At 64.8% G+C, this 20,774-nt stretch carries 16 protein-coding genes; 9 read left to right on the top strand and 7 right to left on the bottom strand.

Translation table 11 applies throughout. The features are described from left to right. The first annotated feature begins 114 nt into the window (after nucleotides 1–114). From BJ122_RS02680 to BJ122_RS02660, 6 genes are all read left to right on the top strand, one after another. Entirely contained in the window at nucleotides 115–810 is a 696-nt protein-coding gene (locus BJ122_RS02680; protein ID WP_181418855.1) for a GntR family transcriptional regulator, read from the top strand. Continuing rightward, the gene (locus tag BJ122_RS19135; protein ID WP_181418854.1) at nucleotides 807–977 is read left to right on the top strand and encodes a hypothetical protein; all 171 of its coding nucleotides are present in this window, start codon (nucleotides 807–809) and stop codon (nucleotides 975–977) included. Before BJ122_RS02680 ends, BJ122_RS19135 begins: the two co-directional genes overlap by 4 nt. A 4-nt stretch (nucleotides 978–981) precedes the next feature. Next, nucleotides 982–2,259 (top strand): formyl-CoA transferase, encoded by a 1,278-nt coding sequence (frc, locus tag BJ122_RS02675; protein WP_110779612.1) that lies wholly within the window; start codon nucleotides 982–984, stop codon nucleotides 2,257–2,259. A gap of 60 nt (nucleotides 2,260–2,319) precedes the next feature. Then, entirely contained in the window at nucleotides 2,320–3,294 is a 975-nt protein-coding gene (locus tag BJ122_RS02670) for a 2-dehydropantoate 2-reductase (RefSeq protein ID WP_110779611.1), read from the top strand. Nucleotides 3,295–3,444: 150 nt separating this feature from the next. Continuing rightward, nucleotides 3,445–4,827, top strand: coding sequence for a cation-efflux pump (locus BJ122_RS02665; protein ID WP_110779610.1), 1,383 nt, complete (start codon nucleotides 3,445–3,447; stop codon nucleotides 4,825–4,827). 234 nt (nucleotides 4,828–5,061) lie between these two features. Continuing rightward, nucleotides 5,062–7,377, top strand: a complete 2,316-nt coding sequence (locus tag BJ122_RS02660; RefSeq protein ID WP_110779609.1) for a PAS domain-containing sensor histidine kinase — start codon at nucleotides 5,062–5,064, stop codon at nucleotides 7,375–7,377. Nucleotides 7,378–7,556: 179 nt separating this feature from the next. Here the strand turns inward: BJ122_RS02660 and BJ122_RS02655 are convergent, their stop codons facing one another. The 4 genes from BJ122_RS02655 to BJ122_RS02640 form a co-directional block, all read right to left on the bottom strand. Continuing rightward, nucleotides 7,557–10,523 carry a bifunctional [glutamine synthetase] adenylyltransferase/[glutamine synthetase]-adenylyl-L-tyrosine phosphorylase gene (locus BJ122_RS02655; RefSeq protein ID WP_110779608.1) on the bottom strand — a complete coding sequence of 989 codons (2,967 nt, stop codon included), beginning with the start codon at nucleotides 10,521–10,523 and terminating at the stop codon, nucleotides 7,557–7,559. Beyond that, entirely contained in the window at nucleotides 10,520–11,959 is a 1,440-nt protein-coding gene (locus BJ122_RS02650) for a sensor histidine kinase (RefSeq protein ID WP_110779607.1), read from the bottom strand. Before BJ122_RS02650 ends, BJ122_RS02655 begins: the two co-directional genes overlap by 4 nt. Nucleotides 11,960–11,963: 4 nt before the next feature. Beyond that, nucleotides 11,964–12,656 carry a response regulator transcription factor gene (locus tag BJ122_RS02645; RefSeq protein WP_110779606.1) on the bottom strand — a complete coding sequence of 231 codons (693 nt, stop codon included), beginning with the start codon at nucleotides 12,654–12,656 and terminating at the stop codon, nucleotides 11,964–11,966. 234 nt (nucleotides 12,657–12,890) lie between these two features. Continuing rightward, nucleotides 12,891–14,456 (bottom strand): Do family serine endopeptidase, encoded by a 1,566-nt coding sequence (locus BJ122_RS02640; protein WP_110779605.1) that lies wholly within the window; start codon nucleotides 14,454–14,456, stop codon nucleotides 12,891–12,893. A 301-nt stretch (nucleotides 14,457–14,757) separates the two neighbouring features. Here BJ122_RS02640 and BJ122_RS02635 point away from each other — a divergent pair, with 301 nt between their 5' ends. The 3 genes from BJ122_RS02635 (at nucleotide 14,758) to BJ122_RS02625 (ending at nucleotide 17,753) form a co-directional block, all read left to right on the top strand. Then, a complete protein-coding gene (locus BJ122_RS02635) occupies nucleotides 14,758–15,663 on the top strand; it encodes a 2Fe-2S iron-sulfur cluster-binding protein (RefSeq protein ID WP_110779769.1) in 906 nt (301 codons plus the stop codon). A 114-nt stretch (nucleotides 15,664–15,777) separates the two neighbouring features. After that, the gene (locus BJ122_RS02630; RefSeq protein WP_103012720.1) at nucleotides 15,778–16,266 is read left to right on the top strand and encodes a ferritin-like domain-containing protein; all 489 of its coding nucleotides are present in this window, start codon (nucleotides 15,778–15,780) and stop codon (nucleotides 16,264–16,266) included. Nucleotides 16,267–16,541: 275 nt separating this feature from the next. Then, a complete protein-coding gene (locus tag BJ122_RS02625) occupies nucleotides 16,542–17,753 on the top strand; it encodes a GTP-binding protein (RefSeq protein WP_110779604.1) in 1,212 nt (403 codons plus the stop codon). 3 nt (nucleotides 17,754–17,756) lie between these two features. On the opposite strand, the gene BJ122_RS02620 is transcribed toward BJ122_RS02625, so the two are convergent. Genes BJ122_RS02620 through ccmE form a run of 3 tightly spaced genes read right to left on the bottom strand, consistent with a single transcriptional unit; the run spans nucleotide 17,757 to nucleotide 20,741 of the window. After that, the gene (locus BJ122_RS02620) at nucleotides 17,757–18,257 is read right to left on the bottom strand and encodes a cytochrome c-type biogenesis protein (RefSeq protein WP_110779603.1); all 501 of its coding nucleotides are present in this window, start codon (nucleotides 18,255–18,257) and stop codon (nucleotides 17,757–17,759) included. Nucleotides 18,258–18,261: 4 nt separating this feature from the next. Next, a complete protein-coding gene (locus tag BJ122_RS02615) occupies nucleotides 18,262–20,244 on the bottom strand; it encodes a heme lyase CcmF/NrfE family subunit (RefSeq protein ID WP_110779602.1) in 1,983 nt (660 codons plus the stop codon). Continuing rightward, on the bottom strand, nucleotides 20,241–20,741 hold the full coding sequence (ccmE, locus tag BJ122_RS02610) for a cytochrome c maturation protein CcmE (RefSeq protein ID WP_110779601.1): 501 nt from the start codon (nucleotides 20,739–20,741) through the stop codon (nucleotides 20,241–20,243). The genes BJ122_RS02615 and ccmE overlap by 4 nt, the downstream gene beginning before the upstream one ends. Between the last annotated feature and the right edge of the window lie 33 nt (nucleotides 20,742–20,774).

The following is a 20,774-nucleotide window of genomic DNA, read 5'->3' as shown; positions in this document are numbered from 1 at the left end:
ACCACTGGGATGTGGTATGCCACGAATTACTCGCAAAGAACCGAGGCACCGGCACTCGCGCCGCTTTGCATTGCGCGCAAGACCGGCAGAGCGACCGCGCAGGGATTGGCAAGGATGGATGCAGCGGAATTGTCGATCGCCCGGCTGGTGCCGGAGACCAGCTATAAGGCCCGGGCCTATGAGGCGCTCAAGGATGCCATCTTAAAGATGGACATCTACGCCACACCCGAGCCGGTGATGCTCGACGAGCGTGCGCTCTCCGAACGGCTCGGCGTCAGCCGCACCCCGATCCGCGAAGCGATCGCCATGCTGGAGCAGGATGGCTTTGTAAAAATCGTGCCGCGGCGCGGCATCATGGTGGTGCGCAAGACCAAGATCGAGATCGTCGACATGATCCGCGCCTGGGCGGCGCTGGAAAGCATGGCAGCGCGCCTGATCACCGCGGTCGCCAAGAAAGACGACATCGCGGCGCTGCGCGACTTCTTCAAAGACTTTTGCGACGACCACCAGCCGCAGCATCACATCGAGGAATATTCGCGCGCCAACATCGCCTTTCATCAGGCGCTGATCTCGCTGTCGCAATCGCCGACGCTGATCAAGATGACCAATGACATCCTGCTGCATGTGCGCGGCTATCGGCAGTTGACCATCGGCCGCGCCGATCGCATCGCCGCCTCGCTGCCCGAACATCTGGCGATCATCGAAGCGCTCGAGCAGCGCGACGCCGAAGCCGCCGAACGCCGCTCGCGCGATCACACGCTGGCGCTCGCCACTTATGTCGATACCCACGGCCAGGAGCTGTTGGCATGACCACCGCGCGGCCGGTTCACCATCTTGCGCGCGCGATCAGACCGATCCCGCGTCATCGCGAGAAGCGAAGCGACCAAGCCATCCAGCGCTCCCTGCTCTGCGCCCCTGGATGGCTTCGCTTCGCTCGCCATGACGAGTTGAAATTGCAGTTAGAAACGGCGGAGTAACTCGATGACCAAAGCGCTCGATGGCGTTCGCGTTCTGGATTTCACCCATGTTCAGTCCGGCCCGACCTGCACGCAGCTGCTGGCGTGGTTCGGCGCCGACGTTATCAAGATCGAGCGTCCCGGCTCCGGCGACATCACCCGCGGCCAGTTGCAGGACATCCCTCATGTGGACAGCCTGTATTTCACCATGCTGAACCACAACAAGCGTTCGATCACGCTCGATACCAAAAACCCCAAGGGCAAGGAACTGCTGACCGAGCTGATCAAGCAATGCGACGTGCTGGTCGAGAATTTCGGACCCGGCGTGCTCGATCGCATGGGCTTTCCCTGGGAGACCATTCAGGCGATCAACCCCAAGATGATCGTGGCGTCGATCAAGGGCTTTGGCCCCGGCCCTTATGAAGACTGCAAGGTCTATGAAAACGTCGCGCAATGCACCGGCGGCGCCGCCTCGACCACCGGCTTTCGCGACGGCCCGCCGCTGGTGACCGGCGCGCAGATCGGCGATTCCGGCACCGGGCTGCATCTCGCGCTCGGCATCGTCACCGCGCTCTATCAACGCACCCGCACCGGCCGCGGCCAGCGCGTCACCGCGGCCATGCAGGACGGCGTGTTGAACCTGACGCGCGTCAAGCTGCGCGACCAGCAGCGCTTGGCCCATGGCCCGCTCAAGGAATACAGCCAGTTCGGCGAAGACATCCCGTTCGGCGAAGCGGTGCCACGCGCCGGCAATGATTCCGGCGGCGGTCAGCCCGGCCGCATTCTGAAGTGCAAGGGCTCGGAGACCGACCCGAACGCCTACATCTATGTCATCACCCAGGCGCCGGTGTGGGAGAAGATCTGCGACGTGATCGGCGAGCCGGAGTGGAAGACCCATCCCGACTACGCCAAGCCGGCCGCGCGGCTCAAACACCTCAACGCGATCTTCGCGCGCATCGAGCAATGGACCATGACCAAGACCAAGTTCGAGGCCATGGACATTTTGAACGAGCACGACATTCCGTGCGGCCCGATCCTGTCGATGAAGGAGCTGATGGAAGACGAATCGCTGCGCGCCACTGGCACGGTGGTCGAGGTCGATCATCCGACGCGCGGCAAATATCTGTCGGTCGGCAACCCGATCAAAATGTCGGACAGCCCGACCGAGGTGAAACGTTCGCCGCTGCTCGGCGAGCACACCGACGAGGTGCTACGCGAAGTGCTCGGCTTTTCCGACGCGCAACTCGCCGATGCCCGCGCCTCCGGCGCGCTCGATCCGCAGCGCCAGGCCGCCGCCGAATAGGTAATGATGGCGGTGCACGGCGTTCGATTTGTTTGAGACCAGATTGGCTGGGAGGTTGCTTTGAAGGTGTGCATCTACGGCGCCGGCGCGATCGGCGGCTATCTTGGCGTGCAATTGGCGCGGACCGACGCCGAGGTCAGTCTGGTGGCGCGCGGCGCCCATCTCGAAGCGATGCAGCAGAACGGCCTGAAACTGCTGATCGGTGACCAGCAGCGCGTCGAAAAGGTGCGCGCCACGGCCAATCCCGCCGAACTCGGCGTGCAGGATGTCGTGATCATCTGCCTGAAGGCGCATTCCATCACCGGCGCGATCGATGCGATCAAGCCATTGCTCGGCTCGCACACCCGGATCGTCACCGCGGTGAACGGCATCCCCTATTGGTACTTCTATCGGCACGGCAATCAGTTCGAGGGCACGACGCTGGAGAGCATCGACCCGGGCGGCCGGCAGTGGCGCGAGCTCGGCCCGGAGCGCGGCATCGGCTGCATTGTCTATCCGGCCACCGAGCTGGAAAGCCCGGGTGTGATCCGGCACATCTATGGCGACAAGTTTCCGATCGGCGAGCCGTCTGGCGAGAGCACGGCCGACGTCGAGCGCTTGTCAAAACTGTTCGAGGCCGCCGGGCTGAAGGCGCCGGTGCTGGACCGGATTCGCGATGAGATCTGGCTGAAATTGTGGGGCAATGTCTGCTTCAATCCGATCAGCGCGCTGACCCACGCCACGCTCGATGTGATCTGCTCGGAACCAGCGACGCGCGCGCTGTCGAAGGCGATGATGCTGGAGACCCAGGCGATCGCCGAGACTTTTGGCGTCACATTCCGGGTTGATGTCGAACGCCGCATCGAAGGCGCCCGCAAGGTCGGCGCGCACAAGACCTCGATGTTGCAGGACCTGGAGCGCGGCCGGCCGATGGAGATCGATCCGCTGGTCACCGTCGTTCAGGAGATGGGCCGGCTCACCGGCATTCCGACCCCGGCGATCGATGCCGTGCTCGGCCTGGTGATCCAGCGCGCCAAGGTCGCGGGACTATATTGACGCAGTCTCAGCGGTGGTGATGGCAACGGCGCGCCGGCCTGCTGTTGCCGTCGCCGTTGTTCGGAACCAGTCCTAGATCGATCGCCCGCAGGCGCGGCCGCCACTAGCGGGCGCTTTTCCGATCGCGATCGCCCTGCTAAACCCGCGCGCATGAGCGAGAACGCAGCTGCCCTCAAAGCCCGTGTTGCTGCCGTGTCCGTGCTGGCGAGCGCCAGCATGGCCGCGGCCAAATTCGCTATTGGCATTGCCATTGGCAGTCTCGCGCTGATCTCCGAAGCGCTGCATAGCTCGATCGACCTGGTGGCAACGATCGTCACCTGGTTTGTGGTGCGGGTCTCGGATCGGCCGGCCGACGAGGCTCACCATTACGGCCACGGCAAATTCGAAAGCCTGTCGGCGCTCGGCGTGATCGCGCTGCTCTATGTGCTGGCGGGCGGCATTTTGGTGGAAGCCTATAGCCGGCTGAGCGAAGGAGCGCCGCCGCCGGCGTTCTCGCCGCTGGCATTCGGCATCCTGTTCGTGGACATTGTCGTCAATCTGTGGCGCGCCCGTGCGTTGCATCGCACCGCGGTCGCCACCAAGAGCCAGGCGCTGGCCGCCGACGCCCTGCACTTCGCCTCCGACGTGCTGAGTTCGTTCGCGGTGATCGCGGGCCTCACGCTATCGGCGTTCGGCTATGTCTGGGGCGACGCCGCGGCCGCGATTGGCGTCGCGGTGATGATCTCGGCGCTCGGCTATCGGCTGGGCCGCTCCACCATCCAGACCCTGCTCGACCGCGCCCCCGATGGCGTATCGGACCAGGCGCGTGCCGCGATCGGCGCGGTGCCCGGCGTGGTCGGCGTCGAACGGCTGCGGGTGAGAATGGTCGGCCCGACCCATTTCATCGACGCCGACGTGCAGGTGCCGCGCAGCTATCCGGCCGATCGCATCGCCGAGATCAAGCGCCGCGCCCAGGAGGCGGTGACCGCGCTGCTCGACCACACCGACCTCACCTTCACCGCGATTCCGGTGGCGCATAGCAACGAGAGCGTGCGCGAGCGGATCATGGTGATCGCCCGCAACTCGGGCCTCGCGGTGCATCACGTCACGGTGCACGATCTCGGCGGCAAGCTCACGGTGTCGATCGATCTCGAAGTGGATGGCGAGCTGCCGTTGATCGAGGCGCACGACATCGCTCACAGGCTCGAGGACAGTATCCGCGAGGAATTCGGCACCGATGTCGAGGTCGATACCCATATCGAGCCGATGGAGCCGGAGATGCCGCACGGCACCGACGCTGCGCCGGCCCGCGTTGCCGAGATCAAGCAGGCGCTGTCACGGTTCGCCTCCAACAGCGTGATCCATGACATTCATAGCGTGCGGGTGCGCGACACCGAGGGCGGCGAGATCGTCAACTTCCATTGCCGTGCTGCGCCCTTGATGACCGTGATCACGGTGCACGAACATTGCGACGAAATCGAACGCGAGCTGCGCCGCGCGTTCCCGACGGTGAAGCGTGTGATTAGTCACGCCGAACCGCCGAATGCCGATTGATCGGGAACCTGCCGGCTGCGAATAATGCAGCCGGAATCATTAACCGTTCTCGTTTCGGACTCACCAGATCACTTCGACGTGTCGCTATTTCGCATTGGACAAGATATTTTTCGCGTTAAGGATTTGTTGACTCTCGACAGGCTGCGAAAACTCGATTCAAATCGGCTCGATTCGAGGCGGCCGGGGGGCTGTTCGGACACTTCAGGTTTGGGCAATCCGTTGGGGGCCAGAGGTATGGCGCGCGCGCAAAGTGCGAGCGCCTGCGCATCATCCGATTCTATTAAGGGTCTCGCGCAGTCGATCGCAAAACCGGCTTACCAAAGGCTTCTGATTGCAGAGCCCGCGTTGCGCCGGGCCGTGCCGACCTTGATTATCGGCTTCCTGCTGACGATCTGCGTCGGCGCCTTGGTGCAGATCATCGATCAGTCGCGCCAGAAGCGCAGCATCATCACGCGCGACCTCTCCGCCCTCGCCGACCTCGTCGCCGAACGTATCGATCGCATGACCAGCGACCGCACCGAGCGTGGCGTGATGCTGGCCCGGCTGCAAACCACGCTGCCGTCGCTGATCCCGTCCTGGGCGGCCTCGCCCGATCGCCACGTCATCGTGGTCGACTCCAATCAGCGCGTGATTGCGCGCGTGCCCCCCGACGAACCGCTCGGCAGCACCGGCCGCATTCTGGAAGTGCTGAGCGCCGCGCAGCCGCTCACCACCTCGGGCCTGCAGACGGGCGTGATCGACCTCAAGCTGCCGAGCGGGCGCTCCGCCTATGCCGTGCAGCGCATCGTCAGCTCGATGCCGGGCCATGTCATTATCATTGAGGAGAAAGCCGGATCGCTGTGGTCGGCCGACACCGCGCTGTCGGTGACGCTATCGGCCACCACCGGCTTCGTGGTGCTGATCCTCGGCTTTGCGTTCCACTGGCAATCGACCCGCGCCCGCGAGAGCGACGCGATCAACGACGCGGTGCGCGGCCGGATCGACACCGCGCTCAACCGCGGCCGCTGCGGTCTGTGGGACTGGGACCTGTCGCGCGGCCGGATCTTCTGGTCGCAGTCGATGTTCTCGATGCTCGGGCTGGAGAGCCGCACCGACCTTTTGACCTTTGGCGAGGTGAACGCGCTGGTGAAGTCCGAGGACATCGACCTGTTCTCGATCGCCAACCAGCTGATCGCCGGCAACGTCTCGCAGATCGATCGCACCTTTCGCATGCAGCACGCCAACGGCCACTGGATCTGGCTGCGCGTGCGCTGCGAGATCAGCCAGGGCGCCACCGACGACGGGCTGCACCTGATCGGCATCGCGGTCGACATCACCGAGCACAAGAGCCTCGCCGAACGCACCGTGGAAGCCGACCTGCGGCTGCGCGACGCGATCGAGACCATTCCGGAAGCGTTCGTGCTGTGGGACGCCGACAACCGGCTGGTGCTGTGCAACTCGCACTTCCAGCGGCTACACAAGCTGCCGGACTCCGCGGTGATCCCCGGCACCGCCTATGAGACCGTGATCGAGGTCGGCAACATTCCGGAAGCCAAGACCTGGCCGTCCGAATGCGGCCCCGGCCCGCTCGGCGCCCGCACCTTCGAGGCGCAGCTTGAGAATGGCCGCTGGCTGCATATCAGCGAGCGCCGCACCAAGGACGGCGGCTATGTCGCGGTCGGCACCGACATCACCCGCATCAAGGAACACGAGCGCAAGCTGATCGAGAACGATCTGCGGCTGCGCGCCACCGTCGCCGATCTCAAGATCTCGCAGGTCAAGCTCGAGCGGCAGGCGGTCGAACTCGCCGACCTCGCGCGCAAATATGCGCAGGAAAAGACCCGCGCCGAAGACGCCAACCAGACCAAATCGCGCTTCCTCGCCAATATGAGCCACGAGCTGCGCACGCCGCTCAATGCCATCATTGGCTTCTCCGAGATCATGGGCAGCGGCATGTTCGGCACGCTCGGCTCGGAGAAGTATCAGGAATACTGCCGCGACATCATGACCAGCGGCCACTATCTGCTGGAAGTGATCAACGACATTCTCGACATGTCGAAGATCGAGGCCGGCCGCATGAAGCTCGATTTCGAGCGGCTCGATCTCGCCGCCTCGCTGACGGAATCGCTGCGCGTGGTGTCCGGCCGCGCCGACAACAAGCATCTCGAACTGCGCGCCGAGATCGGCGAGGAAATCCCCGTGGTCGGCGACCGCCGCGCCATCAAGCAGATCCTGGTCAATCTGCTGTCGAACGCCGTCAAGTTTACCCCCGAAGGCGGCGCGGTCACCGTGCGCAGCCACGCGCTGCCGGATTCGATCGTGCTGCTGATCGCCGACACCGGCATCGGCATCGCCCCCCACTCGCTGCACCGGCTCGGCCAGCCGTTCGAACAGGTCGAGAGCCAGCTTTCCAAGAGCTATCACGGCTCGGGCCTCGGCCTTGCGATCGCCAAGTCGCTGACCGCGCTGCATGGCGGCTCGATGCGGCTGCGCTCGCAGCTCGGGGTTGGCACGGTGGTGCGCGTGGTGCTGCCGCGCCAAGCCTCCGCCGACGTTGCTGCCGCCGCCTGAGCACGCACCGACCTCACAACAGCAACCGACAGCCGCCGTCCTTGACGACAGCGCCATCATGACAACGCCCGGCAGAGCCGGTCGTTGTGGTTCAGTATCGGGATTACAGTGCGCGTCAGTGTCGATCGCGCGCGTCATGCCGCCGCGATCACAGCACGCTTAATGACCGGGATCGAGCGTCAGCTCTCGATCTGCAACAGCGCCGAAAACACCGCTCGCACCTCGGCCTGGGTCTCCTTGACCCGCGCTTCCAGCGACGAGAAGTCCGGCGCATCGCCGGCCCGCACCAGCGCGCGCAGCAGGTCCTCGCCGGCAGTGGCGGGGCTGAATTTTTCGCTGACACACAGCCGGAGAATTTGCGTGAGGTTGTGATAGAGCCGCGCCGCGCCGCGCAGCACGTCGGCGTCGGAGCTCGGCAACACGCCGAGCCGCGCGGCATTGTCGAGCACCGTGACCGTTCCGACGCTGAGAATGTCCGGCATCTCGGCAGCGTGCACCAGTTGCAGATACTGAGCGATGAAATCGATATCGATCAGGCCGCCGGCGGCGTATTTCAAATCCCAGATATCGTCCTCGCCCTTTTCCTGGGCGATCGCGCGGCGCATTTCGGCGACATCGTTGGCGATCACCAGCCGGTCGCGCGGCCGGGTCAGGATCTCGCGAATGATGCCTTCGATCTTGGCACGGAATTCCGGCGAGGCCGAGATCACCCGCGCCCGGGTTAGCGCCATGTGCTCCCAGGTCCAGGCCTCGTGGTCCTGATAATCAGCGAAAGCGCAAAGCCGCGATGCCACCGGGCCGGCGCGTCCGGACGGCCGCAGCCGCATGTCGACTTCATACAGCACGCCGTAATTGGTGCGCGTGGTGAAGGCGGAGATCAGCCGCTGCGTGAAGCGCGCAAAGTATTGCGCGCCGTGCAGCGAGCGCGGCCCGTCGGAATCCGGCTGCTCCTCGTCGAAATCGTAGATCAGGATCAGATCGAGATCGGACGATGCCGTCATCTCGCGGCTGCCGAGCCGCCCCATCGCCAGGATCGCGGTCTGCTGGCCGGCGATCCGGCCGTATTGCGCGCTGAAATGATCGATCACCAGGCCATGGACCGTGTCGACAATGCCTTCGGCCACATCGGCGAACGCGATCGACGCCTGCTGGGTCGACACGGTGCCCGACAGGATGCGGGTGCCGATCAGGAAGAGGCTCTCCTGGCCGAACAGCCGCAGCCGATCGAGAAACTCTTCATAGGAGCCGGCATCGGCCAGCGTCGCCGCCAGGCGCGACGACAATTCGCGCCGGTCCGGCATGGCGCCGAAGAACCGCGGATCGATCAGGCCGTCCATGATCTGCGGCTGCCGCGCCACCATGTCGCCGAGCCGCGGCGCCGCGCTCAGCACCAGCGCCACCAGCGCTACCAGTTCCTTGTTCTGGCTGAGCAGCGCCACCAGCCGGCCACCGCGATGCAGTTCCTGCAGCAGCCGGTCGAACGCGATCACCGCATTGTCGGGCTGCTCGGCGCGCGCCAGCCCATCGACCAGGGTCGGCACGAATTCAAGGAAGGCGCGGCGCGTCGAGTCGACGCGCAGGATGCGATACTCGGCGGCCATCCATTGCCGCAACGTTTCCGCCACCATCGCCGGCTTCTTGAAGCCAAGCGACACCAGGTGCTCGGCAAGCCGCTGATCCTCAGGGCCGGCCGCGTAGTCGACCGGCGGCAGCGACGCCGCGTCGACCACCTCGTCGGCCTCGAACAGCTTGCTGTAATGGCCCTGCACGCAATTGAGATGCGCCAACAGTTGCTCGGCAAATGCCGCGCGGTCGGCAAAGCCGAGGAAGCGCGCAAAGCGCTCGATCGTGGCCTCGTCTTCCGGCAGCGCGTGGGTCTGTTCGTCGGCGATCATCTGCAAGCGATGTTCGACCCGGCGCAGGAACAGATAGGCTTCGGTCAGTTCGTCGCGCGCCTGCGTCGTGATCCAATTGCTGGCGGCGAGAATGTTGAGCGTGGTCAGCGTCGGCCGCACCCGCAATTCGCGATGCCGGCCGCCCGCGATCAACTGCTGGGTCTGCGCAAAGAACTCGATTTCGCGGATGCCGCCACGGCCGACCTTGACGTTGTGACCTTCGACCGCGATCTGGGTCTGGCCGCGGAACGTCTGCATCTGCCGCTTCATGTCATGAACATCGGCGAGCGCGGCGAAGTCGAGATGCTTGCGCCACACGAACGGCGCGATCTCCGCGATCACCCGCTCGCCGGCCTCGGCGTCGCCGGCGCACGGCCGCGCCTTGATCATCGCCGCGCGCTCCCAGGTGCGGCCTTCGCGCTCGTAATAATCCATCGCGGCGGCGGTCGAGATCGCCACCTGGGTCGAAGCCGGATCGGGGCGCAGCCGCAGATCGACACGGAACACATAGCCATCGCCGGTGCGCTGCGACAGCATGCGCGCCATCGCCTGGGTGACGCGCACGAAGAATGGCTGCGGCTCGATATCGGGCGCCAGCGTCGGCGCTTCGAGATCGTAGAACACGATCAGATCGATATCGCTGGAATAGTTCAGCTCGCCCGCGCCCATCTTGCCCATCGCGAGCACGACCAGGCCGCTGCCCTGCTCCGGGAAATCGGTGCAAGGCGGCTGCAAGCGGCCGCGCGCGGCTTCCTGGCGCAATTGATAGCGCAGCGCCTGCTGCACGCCGGTGACCGCAATGTCGGTCAGCGCTTCGGTGACCCGCATCACCGGCCAGACATCGCCGATGTCGCATAGGGCGATCAGCAGCGCGGCTTCGGCCTTCATGCGCCGCAGGATGGTCATCGCAGCAGCTTCGCTGCTGGCCGCGAGAATTTCGGCCTCGGTGCGCGCGATCAGAGCGGTGAGCTGCTGATCGGGGTCGCTGCGCAGCAGCCGCAGCGCGCGCGGCGGATCGGCGCGCACGAGATCGAACAGATAGGGCGACGCTTCCACGATCGCCTGCAGCACGATCTGCGCCTTCGGCGTCGATGCGAATAGCTCGCGGAACCCGTCGGCAGCGGCCGGCTCCAATTCGGTGAGCCAGTCGTTGAGCCGCGCGGTGGCGGCCTCAGGGTCAAATAGCTGCGGACCGGCCGCAAAGCGCGTTGCCAGTTCAGGGAGGTCCGCGTCGATCGCGGAAAGGGTCATGCCGATTTCTGTTCTGCAGTCTGCGTTGCTGACTGTGCATCACCCGCGCGCGCTGGAAATGCAAGCGTGGCGCGCAAACCAGGCCCCGCGTCGGTGAGCCGCAATTCGCCGCCATGCAGGGTGGCGACCGCGGCTGCCAGACTAAGGCCGAGCCCGGAGCCCGGCAAGGTCCGGCTCGCCTCCAGGCGAACAAAGCGCTGCACGGCATGGCTGCGGTCCGCCTCCGGGATGCCCGGACCATGGTCAGTGACCGACAACAGCACCTGAGAGCCTTCGCGGCGGGCCTCGATCAGCACTTCCTGGGAGGCTGGCGCGGCGTCCGCTTGGTCCGAGCGGCCGTATTTGATGGCATTTTCCACCAGATTGGCGAGCGCCTGGCCGATCAATTCGCGATTGCCGCGCAATTGCGCCGGCTGCGCCTCGATCCGCAAGGTCAGCCCGTTGTCTTCGGCGAGCGGCTCATACAATTCGTGGATGCCGCCGGCGATCTCGGCGGCGTCGAAATCGACCATATTGTCGCGCGCCTGCCCCGATTCCGCGCGCGCGATCATCAACAGCGCGTTGAAGGTCCGAATCAGTCCGTCGGATTCCTCGATGGTGCGCTCCAGTGCCGCGCGATATTCGGGCTCGCTGCGCGATTTCGCCAGCGCCTCCTCGGCGCGGTTGCGCAGCCGGGTGAGCGGCGTCTTCAGGTCGTGGGCGATGTTGTCCGACACCTCTTTCAAGCCCATCATCAAGGCTTCGATCCGCTCCAGCATGGCGTTGAGGTTTTCGGCCAGCCGGTCGAGTTCATCGCCGCTGCGGCCCACCGGCAGTCGGCCCGACAGATCACCAGCCATGATGCGCTGCGCGGTGCCGGTCATGGCGTCGATCCGGCGCAGCACGCGCCGGCCGACGAACACGCCGCCGCCGAGCCCGAGCACCACCACCACCAGCACTGACCATTGCGCGGCCGAGCGCACCACGCCGAACAAGCGGCGGCGCTCCTCAAGATCGCGCCCGACTAACAAACGAAATCCGCCGCTGAGCTGAGTGACCCGGACCAGGGCGCGGTGATGCGGCGCATCCTGATCGTCGAGCCGGCGATACAGCGTTTCCGACCAGCCATTGGTGGCCATCACGCCCGGCGCCAGCGAAGCGATGTTGCCGGCCACCGCCTGCCCGGCCGGCGTGGTCACCAGATAGAGATTGGCGCCGGGCCGCAGCGCGCGGTTTTCCAGCGTGAACACCAGACCGCGCAGGCCGCGCCGCGAATAGATGTCGGCGATCTCTTCGACCTCGCCATTGACGGTGGTGGTGATCTGATCGGTGATCAGCCGCCTGGTGTTCCAGGCGAAGTAAGCGAGCAGCGACGCCGCAAACAGCGCGAACAGAAACAGATAGACCAGCGTCAGACGAAACGCGGTGGTCCTGATCAGCTTGCCGAAAGCGGTCACAGCACTATTCGCGGATCATGTAGCCGGCGCCGCGGATGGTGTGCAGCAGCGGCCGGTCAAAGCCCTTGTCGATCTTGCCGCGCAGCCGCGAGATGTGCACGTCGATGACGTTGGTCTGCGGATCGAAGTGATAGTCCCAGACATTTTCGAGCAGCATGGTGCGGGTCACCACCTGCCCGGCATGCTTCATCAGATATTCGAGCAACCGGAATTCGCGCGGTTGCAGCGTCAATTCTTCGCCGCCGCGCATCACCCGATGCGACAGCCGGTCGAGTTCGAGGCTGCCGACCTTGTAGCTGGTTTCCTCGGCGGGGCCACCCTGACGGCGCGACAGCACTTCGACCCGCGCCAGCAATTCGGCAAAGGCGTAAGGTTTGGGCAGATAGTCGTCGCCGCCAGCGCGCAGGCCCTTGATGCGGTCATCGACTTGGCCGAGCGCCGACAGGATCAGCGCCGGCGTGCGGTTGCCCTTGTCGCGCAGCGCACCGATCACCGACAGCCCGTCCCGTTTCGGCAGCATGCGGTCCACGACCAGCACGTCGTAATCGCCGCTTTCGGCCAGCGCGAGGCCCTCCTCGCCATCAGCGGCGTGGTCGGCGATATGGCCGACCTCACGGAACGCTTTCACCAGATAGTCCGCAGACTCGCGGTCATCCTCAATGATCAGCAGGCGCATTTCGTTGTCGGCTTGGGTCATGGCGGGCAGGTCTTTCTCACCATGGCGCGCTCAGGCGGCGCTGGCAAGGCGCGGCGCGCCTCCGAAAAAGCGGAACGGGCGGCGAAGCTTGGGGGCACCTCGCCGCCCGCCAGCCTTCCGACGGAGGGGGGCTTTCTCCTGCGGAAGGTTTCGATGGGAACGGACCGGAGCCCGTTCCCTGAGACGGTCGCGGTGGGGGCGGACCGACGACAGTCTCAATTGTTGCGGGCGCGCTTAGCCCTTGGCGAGCGGCAACGCCACGAAGCGCGAGGCACCACCGCTGCGCACCCGCAGCAGAATGCTGTTCTTGTTCTCGGTCTTGGCGGCCGCGAGCGCATCACGCACGTCACCGGCGCCGGCCACCGCCTTGCCACCGACTTCGAGGATCACGTCGCCTTCCTTGAAGCCGCGATCGGCCGCGAGCCCCTTGGGATCGATATCGGTGACCACCACGCCTTCCTTGCCGGCGCCCGCAACGCTCGAAGCCGGCACCACGGTCAGGCCGAGCCGCGGCACATCGGCGCCGCGACCGACATCGCCGCGGTCGAAATCAGCCTTGGCTTCGATGGTGTTGGGCAACTGGCCAAGCGTCAGATTGGCGACCTTCTCCTTACCCTTGTGAATGATGTTGAGCTTCACGGTGTTGCCGGGCGCAAAGCCGCCGATGGTGCGGGCCAGCTCGCGCGCATCCTTCACAGGGGTATCGTTGACGCCGATAATCACGTCGCCGGACTCGATGCCAGCCTTGGCGGCCGGGCCATCAGCCTGCGGCTCGGCGACCAGCGCGCCCTCGGCCTTCTTCAAGCCGAGACTGTCGGCGATCTCCTGGGTCACCGGCTGAATCTGCACACCGATCCAGCCGCGGCTGACCATGCCCTTATCCTTGAGCTGGGTGATCACCGCCTGCACGGTATTGGCCGGGATCGAGAACGCGATGCCGACATTGCCGCCCGAGGGCGAATAGATCGCGGTGTTGACGCCAATCACCTCGCCTTCGACGTTGAACGCCGGGCCACCGGAATTGCCCTTGTTGACCGGCGCGTCGATCTGAATGAAGTCGTCATACGGACCACTGCCGATATCGCGGCCGGAGGCCGAGACGATGCCGGCCGTCACCGTGCCGCCGAGACCGAACGGGTTGCCGACTGCCAGCACCCAGTCGCCGATGCGCGGTTTGCCTTCCGACAGCTTGGCGTAAGGGAAGTTGGAACCACCCTCGACCTTGATCAGCGCCAGATCGGTACGGGCATCGGTGCCGATCACCTTGGCGGTGTAGGTCTTGCCGTCATCGGTAGTGACTTCGACCTTGTCGGCGCCGTCGACCACGTGATTGTTGGTGACCGCATAGCCGTCGGCCGAGATCAGGAAGCCGGAGCCCTGGCCGGTGACCATGCCGCGGCCGCGATTGCCGCGCATGCCGGGCGGCATGCCATCGGGCCCGCCGAACCGGCGGAAAAAGCGTTCCATCGGCGAGCCGGGCTGGAACGGCGAGTCGTCGCTGAGGCCGGCCACATCATCGCGGCCACGATCGCCCATCCGCACTTTCACGGAAATCACCGAGGGCTTCACGCGCTCGACAATGTCGGCAAAGCCGACCGGCTGCGCCACCTTGCGGACTTCGCTCGAAACCTGCGCCGCCGCTGGCGTGCTGAACCAGTTGCCAGCACCGTTGATCCCGAGGCCATACGCGCCGGCACCGAGACCGGCGACCACGCTGGCCATCAAGGCCCATTTGCGCGCGGACAGCACCGAACGGTGCGAGGACTTCTCTTGCGGGGACATCGTCGGGCGGTTGGTCATCCAAAATCTCCGGAACCTGAAATGGCTGTGGTGCGATCAGCGCACCGTGTGGTCCAGAAAATGGGGGTTGCCTCCTTACCGCGCGCTGGCGAGGGAATTAATCTTTCGTAATCTTGCCAGTTCAGATCCGGCTTTGTCGGCGTCCTGACAAAACCGTGTCCGGCCGCAGCCGATCAGGCGGATTCCCGACAATGTTAAGTCTCTGATAATCCGCAAGTTCCCGTTGGCCTGGTTCTTGCCATGCAGCGCGACAACACGTCGTGGGTCCTTCCGCGCCGTGCTTGCGAAACGGGAGAAGGTCGTGGCCAATATTACGTTTTCCTCGCCGGTCATGGCGAGAGATGTCACGGTTTACGCGGTCGCCGGTGATCGCGGCACTATTCTGGCTGTCGCCAAAGCGCATAAGATTCCGATCCCCTTCGACTGCCAGGACGGCGAATGCGGCTCCTGCCTGGTCAAGGTCGAGCACTTCAACCCACTCGCCAAATCGGCGGTGGCGCTGACCGAAAAAGAAAAAGAGCTGCTGAAACAGCTCGGCAAGATCACCAAGGAGGAGATCGAAAACGCCGAAGTCAATGACGTACCGCCGCCCTATCGGCTGGCCTGCCAGTGTTTCGTGCGCCATGAGGACATTCTGGTGTCGTTCGAGGGCGACAAGACGCTGCCGGCGCAGCGTCCGCACGTCACCAGCGTGGCGCGCACCTACAAAGGCGGCATGGAGATCAACGCGCTCGATGAATTCTTCGGCTACGCCGCCAAGGTCGAAGAAGATGCCGCGCAGCACTATGATGACCTCGCCGCGTCAATGGCGAAAGTCGGCAATGCCGAAGTCGCCAAACTGTTCAAGCAACTCGCCGACTTCTCGCGACTACATCTGGCTGAGGTGAAGGCGCGCGCCGGCAGCATCGATCTCAGCAAGCACGTGCCGCCCGATTATGCCTGGCCGAACCACGCTTCGCCGGAAGCCTCGGCGGATTGGGCCGGCGATTCAGCCATCACCCGGCTCGGCGCCCTGAAAGTGGCGCTGCAAGGCGAGCGCCGCGGCTACGAATTTTACGGCGCCGTCGAAGCCACCACCAAGAACCCGGAGGTTGCGGCGGCCGCGCGTGAGTTCGTCAAGGAAGAAGCCGACCACGTCAAAATTCTGGAGGCCTGGATCACCCAGGAAGAGTGGGCGATCCGGCACGCCGCGCCCCAGCCGGCGTAACACCGTTCAGCCCCTGCAGCGCGCTTAGTCGCGCTGACTTCGACACCGACGCGATTGGCCAAGCCATTTCTGGCCGCTGATCACGTCGTCGTCGGTCAATCACGGAGCACCACAATGGACACCGTTGAAGAGTTTCTCGCCTATTCCATCAAACTCGAACAGGAAGCCGCGCTGCGCTTCGGCCAACTCGCCGATGCCATGGAGTCCTGCGGCAACCGCGAAGTCGCAAAACTGTTTCGGCAATTGTCGGACTATTCGCGCATGCACCAGGCCGATGCTCAGGCGCGCGCCGGCTTTCGCGATATTCCGGAATTGAAGCCGGAAGAATTCGAGTGGCCGGGGCTGGAAAGCCCGGAGACCGCGGCGATCTGGGGCACCGATCCGTTCATCAGCCGCGATGTTGGCCTCGAGATCGCGCTCGAAGCGGAGACCAACGCCTTCAACTGGTACAAGAGCATCTACGACAACACCACTGATCCCGAGATCAAGGCGCTGGCCAAGGAATTCGTGGAGGAAGAAAGCGGCCACGTCGCCGAGCTGCATCGCTGGATCGCGCTGCATAAGGCCGGCCAGGCGCTGCCGCAGGAAATTACGCCGTTCTAACAGGCCGGGAACGGCCCCGCGGCGAAGCTGCGGTGGAGCCGCCAGGCGTAAGTGATTGTCGGCGGCCGGGTGCCCATCAAAGGCCCGGCCGCGAACGTGTTGTTGTTGCCGCTCGCCATCTCGCCCGCCCCCAGCCGTCAGCGGCCAATCGTGCGTGGCGCCAGCCGGTGCTGGCGCACCGAAAGGAATTTGACCCTCGACCGACCTCCTGATACTATTTAATGTGATGTTATAACATTACATTGGTGATGTAAGTGTCGAACAGTCAGGATTCTGTGCCTCGCCTCCCGGTGACGGTGCTGTCGGGTTTCCTCGGAGCCGGAAAAACCACCCTCCTCAATCATGTGCTGAACAATCGCGAGGGCCGCCGGGTCGCGGTAATCGTCAACGACATGAGCGAGGTCAATATCGATGCCGATCTGGTACGCGAGGAGACCACGCTCAGCCGCTCTGAGGAGAAGCTGATCGAGCTCACCAATGGCTGCATCTGCTGCACCTTGCGCGATGACCTGCTGATTGAAGTGCGCCGTCTCGCCGAGGAAAACCGCTTCGACTACCTGTTGATTGAAAGCACCGGCGTGTCCGAGCCGCTGCCGGTCGCCGCAACTTTCGAATTCCGCGAGGAAACCGGCCTCAGCCTGTCAGACGTCGCTCGTCTCGATGCAATGGTGACGGTGGTCGACACCGTCAATCTGCTCAAGGACTACTCGTCCACCGACTTTCTCTCGAACCGCGGCGAGACCGCCGGAGAAGATGATAACCGCACGCTGGTGAATCTGCTGGTCGAGCAGATCGAATTTGCCGACATCATCGTGATGAACAAGGTCTCGGACGCCACCACGCAGCAACGCGACGCCGCCCGCGCCATTATCCACGCGCTCAACCCCGATGCCCGGCTGATCGAAACCGACCATGGCCGCGTCGATCCATCACAATTGTTCGACACCGGGCTGTTCGATTTCCAACGCGCACATCAGCACCCGATGTGGTTCAAGGAACTGTATGGCTTCGCCGATCATGTGCCTGAGGATGCCGAGTATGGCGTGACCAGCTTTGTCTGGCGGGCACGCCGGCCGCTGCAGCCTGAGTTGTTCAACGAATTCCTGCAGACGCCGCTACCGGGCGTGATCCGCGCCAAGGGTCATTTCTGGCTGGCGACCCGCCCGAACTGGGCCGGCGAATTCAGCATCGCTGGCGCGTTGGCTTCCGTCCGTGCGCTTGGGCATTGGTGGGTGGTGGTGCCGCCTGCCCGCTGGCCGGTCGATGCCGGCGTGCGCGCCAAGGTTCTCGCCAAGTTCGACCCGATCTATGGCGACCGCCGCCAGGAGATCGTTTTCATCGGCATGCTGGGCATGATGAACCGCGCCCGCATCACCGCCATGCTGGAGAAATGCCTGATTGCGGATAGCGAGGAAGCGTTCGATCCGGCCGCCTATGCCCATCTGCCAGACCCGTTCCCGCAATGGGAACGAGCCAGCGCCGACTGATAGCTACGGGTCATGTCGTGCGGGTGCGTTGCCCGCCATCAGCCGGTCGAGCCGCGCTTGTTCATCGGCAGAGAGCGTCGGCGCGGCGGTGGCTATTTCGGGCGCTGCGGCCGAGCGCTTGCGGCTATAGCGCCACAGCCCGAACGCGCCGCCGAGCAGCGCCAAGGGCGGCAACAGCCACAGCATCAGCGTGTGCCATTCAAGGCGCGGTCGCAGCAGCACGAACTCGCCATAGCGCGCCACCAGATAGTCGAGCACTTGGCTGTTGCTGTCGCCGGCCGCGAGCCGCTCGCGCACCAGCACGCGCAAATCCTTGGCAAGCGGCGCGTCGGAATCGTCGATCGACTGGTTCTGGCACACCATGCAACGCAGCTCTTTGGACAGCTCGCGCGCCCGCGCCTCCTTGGCCGGATCGGTCATGATCTCATCGGGCTGCACGGCATAGGCCGCGGGAGCACCTGCCAGCACCAGCGCGGTCGCCACCGCGGCCAATAGATGCTTCATCGCACTACTCCGCAGCTTGCAGCGCACGCGCCGCCTTGGCCGGTTTCGGCGCGCCGACCCGCAACCGGCGATCGGACAGCGACAACAAGCCGCCAAATGCCATCAGCAGCGGGCCATACCAGATCAGCAGCACCCAGGGCTTGTGATAGATGCGCACTGCGACGGCGCCATCGGCGCGCAGATCGCCGAGCGAGACATAGAGCTGGCTGACGCCGCGCGTCATCAGCGCAGCTTCCGAGGTCGACATGCCACGGGTCGCAAAGCTGCGCTTCGAGGGCGTCAGCGTGCCAAGCACAGCGCCCTGCTGCGACACCGAGAACGACGCGAACACTTCACGGTAGTTCGGTCCCTGGCGCTGCGACAGGCCGTTCAGCTTGAACTCATAGCCGCCGACCATGGCGCTGTCGTTCGGCTTCATGGTCGCGATGTATTCGCTGTTCCAGGTGCTTTCGCAGACGATGCCGATCAGCGCCACGCCGATGCCGGCATGGGCGAACGCGGTGCCCCAGGCGGCGCGCGGCAGGCCGCGGGCGCGGCGCCAGGAAATGCCGAGCGGCACGCGGAACAGCGCGATACGTTCAACCAGATCGACCAGCGCGCCGACGATCACAAACACTGCAAGCCCGATCGCCAGCGGCGCCAGCGTGCTGCCGCCACGCACAAACGCCCACAGCAACGCCACCGCAAACAGCGCCAGCAGCCCCGCGGCCAGCAGCCGCTGCGCGGCGCCGAGCAGATCACCGCGCTTCCAGGCCAAAAGCGGGCCGAACGGCATCGCCAGCAACAGCGGCACGCATAGCGGGCCGAAAGTGAGATTGAAGAACGGCGCGCCGACCGAAATCTTGTCGCCGGTCAGCACTTCCAGCGCCAGCGGATACAGCGTGCCGACGAACACCGTGGCGCAGGCGGTGGTGAGGAACAGATTGTTCAGCACCAGCGAGCCTTCGCGCGAGATCGGCGCGAACAAACCGCCCTGCTTGAGCGACGACGCGCGCCAGGCATACAGCGTCAGGCTGCCTCCGATGAACAGGCACAGGATCAGCAGGATGAACACGCCGCGCGACGGATCCGTGGCGAAGGCGTGCACCGAGGTGAGAACACCGGAGCGCACCAGGAAGGTGCCAAGCAGCGACAGCGAGAAGGTCAGGATCGAGAGCAGGATGGTCCAGATCTTGAGCGCGTTGCGCTTTTCCATCACCAGCGCGGAGTGCAGCAGCGCGGTGCCGGCCAGCCATGGCATCAGCGAGGCGTTTTCGACCGGGTCCCAGAACCACCAGCCGCCCCAGCCGAGTTCGTAGTAAGCCCAATACGAGCCCATCGCGATGCCAAGGGTCAGGAACACCCAGGCCATCAGCGTCCAGGGCCGCACCCAGCGTGCCCAGGCGGCATCGACCCGGCCTTCGATCAGCGCGGCGACGGCGAAGGAGAACGAGATCGAGAAGCCGACATAGCCGAGATACAGCATCGGCGGATGGATCGCGAGGCCGATGTCCTGCAGGATCGGATTGAGGTCGCGGCCCTCGACCGGCACCTCGGCCAGCCGCAGAAACGGATTCGAGGTCAGCAGGATGAACAGATAGAACGCCGTGGCGATCCAGCCCTGCACCGCCAGCACATGGGCACGCAGCGACAGCGGCAGATTGCTGCCGAAAATCGCGACCAGGCCGCCAAACAGCGCCAGGATCGCCACCCACAGCAGCATCGAGCCCTCGTGATTGCCCCAGACGCCGCTGATTTTATAGATCAGCGGCTTTTGCGAGTGCGAGTTCTCAAAGACGTTGGCGACCGAGAAGTCGGAGCCGACATGGACCAGCACCAGCGCCACGAACGAGGCGCCGACGAACAGCAGCTGCGCGACCGCGGTCGAGCGCGCGACATTCATCAGCGCCGGATCGCGCAACTTGGCGCCGATCATCGGCACCAGCGATTGAATCAGCGCCAGCGCCAGCGCCAGCACCAGCGCGTAGTGGCCGGTCTCAGCAATCACTGCGTTGCTCCCTGCGCCGCGGGTTCGGCATTGGCGCTGGAACCAGCGCCCGGCTTCTTGGCGTAGTCGTCTTTCCAGTGGCCCTGCTTCTTCAGGCTGTCGGCGACTTCGCGAGGCATATAGGTCTCGTCATGCTTGGCGAGCACGGTGTCGGCCTTGAACACGCCGGCAGCGTCGAGCGCGCCTTCGGCAACCACGCCCTGCCCTTCGCGGAACAGGTCGGGCAAAATGCCCTGATAGCTCACCGGAACCTTGGCGCTGCCGTCGGCGACCACGAAGCTGACCGCGAGCTTATCGCCCCGTTGCAGCGAGCCGGATTCGACCACGCCGCCGAGCCGGAACCGCTTGCCGGGCGGCACCGGATGTTCGGCCACCATCTGCGGCGTCGAGAAGAACACGATGGAATCGCGCAGCGCGTTCAGCACCAGCGCCGCGGCAATCACGAGCACAACGCCCGCTCCGCCGATCATCGTCAACCGTCGCTGCTTGCGCGTCATGGCCACCCCTTCAATGGCTGCATTTCGGTTCCC

Origin of the sequence: Rhodopseudomonas faecalis, from assembly GCF_003217325.1 — a bacterium.
In the GTDB taxonomy this organism is placed as follows: domain Bacteria; phylum Pseudomonadota; class Alphaproteobacteria; order Rhizobiales; family Xanthobacteraceae; genus Rhodopseudomonas; species Rhodopseudomonas faecalis.
Note: the sequence above shows the minus strand (reverse complement) of the source record. Positions and strands in the feature narration are given on the sequence as shown.